The 4515-nt window shown below is 53.7% G+C and carries 7 protein-coding genes; 2 read left to right on the plus strand and 5 right to left on the minus strand.

Annotated elements, in window-relative coordinates:
- Positions 1 to 387: M23 family metallopeptidase (locus H8Q75_RS04300; RefSeq protein ID WP_297040768.1), on the plus strand; the 387-nt coding region annotated here is incomplete at its 5' end.
- Between the two features lie 116 nt (positions 388 to 503).
- Complete coding sequence (gene psbZ, locus H8Q75_RS04305) at positions 504 to 692, plus strand: photosystem II reaction center protein PsbZ (protein ID WP_024125001.1); 189 nt, start codon at positions 504 to 506, stop codon at positions 690 to 692.
- Here the strand turns inward: psbZ and H8Q75_RS04310 are convergent.
- The 5 genes from H8Q75_RS04310 to H8Q75_RS04330 all read right to left on the minus strand — a co-directional run bounded on the left by H8Q75_RS04310 (position 689) and on the right by H8Q75_RS04330 (position 4455).
- The gene (locus H8Q75_RS04310) at positions 689 to 1465 is read right to left on the minus strand and encodes an RNA methyltransferase (RefSeq protein ID WP_041429650.1); all 777 of its coding nucleotides are present in this window, start codon (positions 1463 to 1465) and stop codon (positions 689 to 691) included. The genes psbZ and H8Q75_RS04310 overlap by 4 nt on opposite strands.
- Complete coding sequence (locus H8Q75_RS04315) at positions 1465 to 2157, minus strand: type 1 glutamine amidotransferase (RefSeq protein ID WP_297040771.1); 693 nt, start codon at positions 2155 to 2157, stop codon at positions 1465 to 1467. The genes H8Q75_RS04310 and H8Q75_RS04315 overlap by 1 nt, the downstream gene beginning before the upstream one ends.
- 8 nt (positions 2158 to 2165) lie before the next feature.
- Positions 2166 to 2636: a CAAD domain-containing protein gene (locus H8Q75_RS04320; RefSeq protein ID WP_024125004.1), complete on the minus strand. Its 471-nt coding sequence runs from the start codon at positions 2634 to 2636 to the stop codon at positions 2166 to 2168.
- Positions 2637 to 2765: 129 nt separating this feature from the next.
- Positions 2766 to 4202: a circularly permuted type 2 ATP-grasp protein gene (locus H8Q75_RS04325; RefSeq protein WP_024125005.1), complete on the minus strand. Its 1437-nt coding sequence runs from the start codon at positions 4200 to 4202 to the stop codon at positions 2766 to 2768.
- A 25-nt stretch (positions 4203 to 4227) separates the two neighbouring features.
- Positions 4228 to 4455, minus strand: a complete 228-nt coding sequence (locus tag H8Q75_RS04330; RefSeq protein WP_024125006.1) for a hypothetical protein — start codon at positions 4453 to 4455, stop codon at positions 4228 to 4230.
- Between the last annotated feature and the right edge of the window lie 60 nt (positions 4456 to 4515).

Below are 4515 nucleotides of genomic sequence, written 5' to 3' on the forward strand. Positions count from 1 at the left end.
CCTGTAACCACCCCTTACGGTGTGCAGCGATATTACAACGGCGTTTTTGCCAAGGACTATTTCCATCGCGGTTTGGACTATGCAGGCCCCAAGGGATCACCGGTAGTGGCAGCTCAGCGGGGACGGGTTGCTCTCGTGGGACGAGAGTCTCAAGGGTTTCTGATCCATGGCAACACGGTCGGTATTGATCATGGACAGGGGGTGCTGACGATTTACCTGCACCTTGATCAAATCCGCGTTCAAGAGGGACAACTGGTTGAGGCAGGGGAAGTCATTGGCACCGTTGGCAATACGGGTGCCGCCACAGGCCCCCATCTCCACTGGGGACTCTACGTCAATGGCGAGTGCGTCGATCCGAGATCGTGGCTAGCTCAGGGGTGGCAGTAGTTGTTACAGGAACTCCACTCCCTGCCTAGTTTAGGGTCAAGAAATGGGGGATAATGCTACTTCAGAGGTAGTCACTTACTACCGTTGCCGCTGATAAGATTTGGGAGTTAGCAACAATGACCATTTTGTTTCAACTGGCCTTGGCTGCCCTCGTCATCCTGTCCTTTGTGATGCTGATTGGTGTACCCGTGGCCTATGCCTCTCCCCAGGATTGGGATCGCTCAAAGCAGTTAATTTTCCTTGGCTCCGGGCTATGGATTGCCCTAGTGCTGGTGGTGGGCGTTCTCAACTTTTTTGTGGTTTAGTCCCGCCAGCGTTGGCGATAGACTTCATACAAGAGCACTGCCGTGGCGATCGCCACATTCAGGGATTCGACAGTTGGCTCCTGAGGAATCCGCAGAGCAGTAAAGCTGAGATCTTGGTAGGCCGGGGGTAACCCTTGGCCTTCATTGCCCATGACCAACAAGGTGGGTTGACGGAAATCCCCTTGCCAGTAGATCAGGGGCGCAGTCGGTAATGTGACAACAATTTGCCATCCTTGGGCTTGATAGGCCTTGAGGGTTGCCAAACCGTCGGTAACAGTTTGCATGGGTAGGCGAAACCACTGACCGGCACTAGCGCGCAACACTTTCGGATGAGTCATGTCGACGCAATCGGCAGTCAGCAATAGACCCTCAACCCCCACTGCAGCAGCGGTGCGAATAATCGCTCCCAAATTGCCCGGATCTTGAAGGGTCACTAAACACAGGCCCAAAGACTGGAGCGGCAATGCAGGCAGGGGTGTATAGTCGGCAACGGCGACGACGCCATCGGGGGTGGTTGTTGTACAAAGGGCAGCAAGGACTTCTTCACTGACTTCAAGGGCGCGATCGCTGCTGTGGAGAAGCTGCTGCCAAAATGTTGGAGATTGTTTTGCTTGCCAAGCGCTGGTATAGCAAACCACAGATAAGTGATAGCCACTTGCCAGTGCCTCTTGGATCAAATGAGTCCCCTCTAAAAGCAAGTGCCCTTGGCGATATTTGCGGTGGTGCAGCTTACGAATCGAGCGCACCAGTTGATTCTGGCGACTGGTAATGATCACTGCTGAATCCAGCGCTCAAGAAAACGTTCCAGATAGGGAGCCAAGAGTGCTGTTTGAGCCGCTTGGGCCTGAATTTCTGTTGCCGATTGAACATAGCGATCGGGGACCAGCTCGTGCTGACAGTGCTGAATCAACTCCCCCAGACCTGCAGGGGTCACTTCTAGGTGAAACTGAAGACCAACAACGCGATCGCCCCACAGGAATCCCTGCTGTGGACAAGCGGCACTTTTGGCGAGGAGAATCGCGCCCGTGGGTAGGCTAAACATATCCCCATGCCAATGCAGCACCGTCAGTTGGGGTGGCCAATCCTGAAACCAGGGATGGGCTTGGGCGGCTGCTGTGAGTTCAATGGGAAACCAGCCGATTTCCTTCGTAGGTGCAGCGGTGACCGTTGCCCCTAAGACATGTGCCAACAGTTGAGCACCGAGACAAATCCCTAAAATGGGTAAGCCATTGGCGATCGCCTGCCGCAAAAAGGCTTTTTCAGCCCCCAACCAGGGATAGAGCGCCTCATCGTATACCCCCATGGGGCCACCCATGACGATCAGGGCATCTACCTCCGTCAATGCGGGTAGCGGCTCGCCCGCATAGAGATGACTGCCTTGCCAATCAAAACCACGGGCGATTGCCCACTGCGCAATATGGGCGGGGGTCTCAAAGGGCACATGCTGGAGGTAGTGCAGCCGCATGCATCCCCTTAAGAAGAACTACCGCCTTGATTGCCAAGGATACGGGATTTATACTCGTTGACCCTTTGACCCAATTCCCGGCGACCCGATTCAAAGAGGACATAGCGATAGAGAAACCAACAGGTGTAGCCAAAGCCGACGAGTTCACAGGTTGGCCCTAGGAGGGGAATCGCATTCACCACTTCCAAAATGGCAACCGCTAGTGCCACAAAAGGAACAGTGGCGAGAATAATGAGAAGAGTACGCAGGGACTGCTGGTATTCGCCCAGAAATTCACTCACCTGATCGGGAAAGACTGTGAGGAGCCAATAGAGTTTTTCGCGAGCCTGTTGCCACTGTTCATCCGTGAGACCACCCACCTTTGGCGTCGTTGTCTGAGACTCTACTTCCGCTAAGGGTGCTGCCGGCGGTGTTGGTTCAAAAATGGGCTTTTCTGTATGGGTGGTTTCTGTGGTTGGGGATATCTCAAATTCATTCATGGGCTTAAGTTCCTTCAGTACCTCAGCAAGTTTAGGCTAAGTTCACCGATCAGCGTTGGCTAACAGCTAATAATTGTTTAACATAGGTGGTGCCTTACCGCTAGCATCCCATTGTCTCAAAAAACGGCGCTACTCATTGAGCACCCAAGTATCCTTGCTCCCTCCCCCTTGGGATGAATTCACCACCAATGAGCCGCGCTTCATGGCCACCCGCGTCAGGCCACCAGGATGGACATAAATTTCCTTGCCATACAGAATATAGGGGCGTAAATCCACATGGCAGCCAACAATTTCATCCCCCAAAAGGGTGGGCACCCGCGACAGCGAAAGCGTGGGCTGGGCAATGTAGTTGCGGGGATTGGCTTTGATGCGTTCGGCAAATTCTGCCCGCTGTTCAGCCGTAGCTTGACCACCAATCAGCATGCCATAGCCACCGGACTCGTTGGCAGATTTTACCACGAGGGAATCGAGGTTCTTGAGCACATGGTCCAACTGTTGGGGCTCCCAGCACAGGTACGTGGGCACATTCGGCAGTAGGGGTTCCTCACGGAGGTAATAGCGAATCATTTGCGGCACATAGGCATAAATTACCTTGTCATCGGCCACACCAGTTCCGAGGGCATTGGCGATCGCCACCCGCCCTTGGCGATAGACTTCCATCAGACCCCTGACCCCCAGCACCGACTCCGGACGAAATACCGCTGGATCAATAAAGTCATCATCAATGCGGCGATAGACCACATCCACCCGCTCAAGCCCCTTGGTGGTGCGCATTTGGAGGTAACCATCGGCCACTACCAGATCCCGCCCTTCCACAAGCGTCACCCCCATTTGCTGCGCAAGGAAGGAATGCTCAAAATAGGCGGAGTTGTATATTCCCGGCGTCAGTACCACCACCGTCGCATCCGGTAGGCCGGGGGGGGCAAGGTTCAACAGGGTTTCTAGTAGATGGCTGGGGTACTCGTCCACAGGTTGAATGTGCAGTTCTTTGAAAAGCAGGGGAAAGGTGCTTTTCATCACTCGGCGGTTTTCCAGCACATAGGAGACCCCCGAAGGACAGCGCAAGTTATCCTCTAGAACATAGAATGTGCCATCGCGATCGCGCACTAAATCGGTCCCCGTAATATGGCACCAGATCCCTCCTGGGGGCTTCAGGTCATGGCAGGGACGTAAATAGCCCTTAGCTGACTCAATTAACTCCCGGGGCATGACACCATCCTTAATAATTTTTTGATCGCCATAGACATCAGCAATAAATGTATTGAGTGCTACAACCCGTTGCTTTAGACCCCGTTCAAGGGCTTGCCACTCTTGGGCTGGAATGACCCGCGGCAGAATATCAAAGGGCATGATCCGCTCGATGCCCTCAGCAGCACCATAGACCGTGAATGTGGCGCCAATATTAAACATTACCTGCTGTGCTGTTTTTTGGCGCTGCTGGAGCTGTCCCGCTGGGAGCGATCGCACCCGTTGCAACAGCGGTTCAATAAAAGGTCGTGGCTGTTCTTTGGCAAGAAACCACTCGTCGTAAAAATCTCCCGGATCGTAGTTGTCAAATTCCCGCATTGATATTCCTTTGTGGCAATTTCCCTCAATGGTCTTGCTCTAGAGGCGTGGGCAAATCGGAAACCGCCACTAGATGAAACCCCATTTGACAACGAAAATGTTGGCATCCCGCTTCAGCGGTACTCCCTAGAGGCGCCCCACAACGAAGCTGACCCTCCTGCCAGCGGGGTTGGCCTTGGCGATCGGCAAACAAGCAGGATTGACACACAGACTGTGACGGTAAAATCTGGTTTTGGGTGAGGATCACCAGCATCGGACACCTCCCACGGATCAGAGCCTTTAGTAGAGAGTCTTTATAGAACCTGGCCGAAAA

It is taken from the genome of Thermosynechococcus sp. OHK43, from assembly GCF_014466085.1.
Taxonomy (GTDB): Bacteria; Cyanobacteriota; Cyanobacteriia; order Thermosynechococcales; family Thermosynechococcaceae; genus Thermosynechococcus.

Coding starts and splice junctions, on each gene's coding strand:
- H8Q75_RS04315 (WP_297040771.1), bottom strand. CDS start 2,157: ATGCGGCTGCACTACCTCCAGCATGTGCCCTTTGAGACCCCCGCCCAT.
- H8Q75_RS04325 (WP_024125005.1), bottom strand. CDS start 4,202: ATGCGGGAATTTGACAACTACGATCCGGGAGATTTTTACGACGAGTGG.
- H8Q75_RS04320 (WP_024125004.1), bottom strand. CDS start 2,636: ATGAATGAATTTGAGATATCCCCAACCACAGAAACCACCCATACAGAA.
- psbZ (WP_024125001.1), top strand. CDS start 504: ATGACCATTTTGTTTCAACTGGCCTTGGCTGCCCTCGTCATCCTGTCC.
- H8Q75_RS04330 (WP_024125006.1), bottom strand. CDS start 4,455: ATGCTGGTGATCCTCACCCAAAACCAGATTTTACCGTCACAGTCTGTG.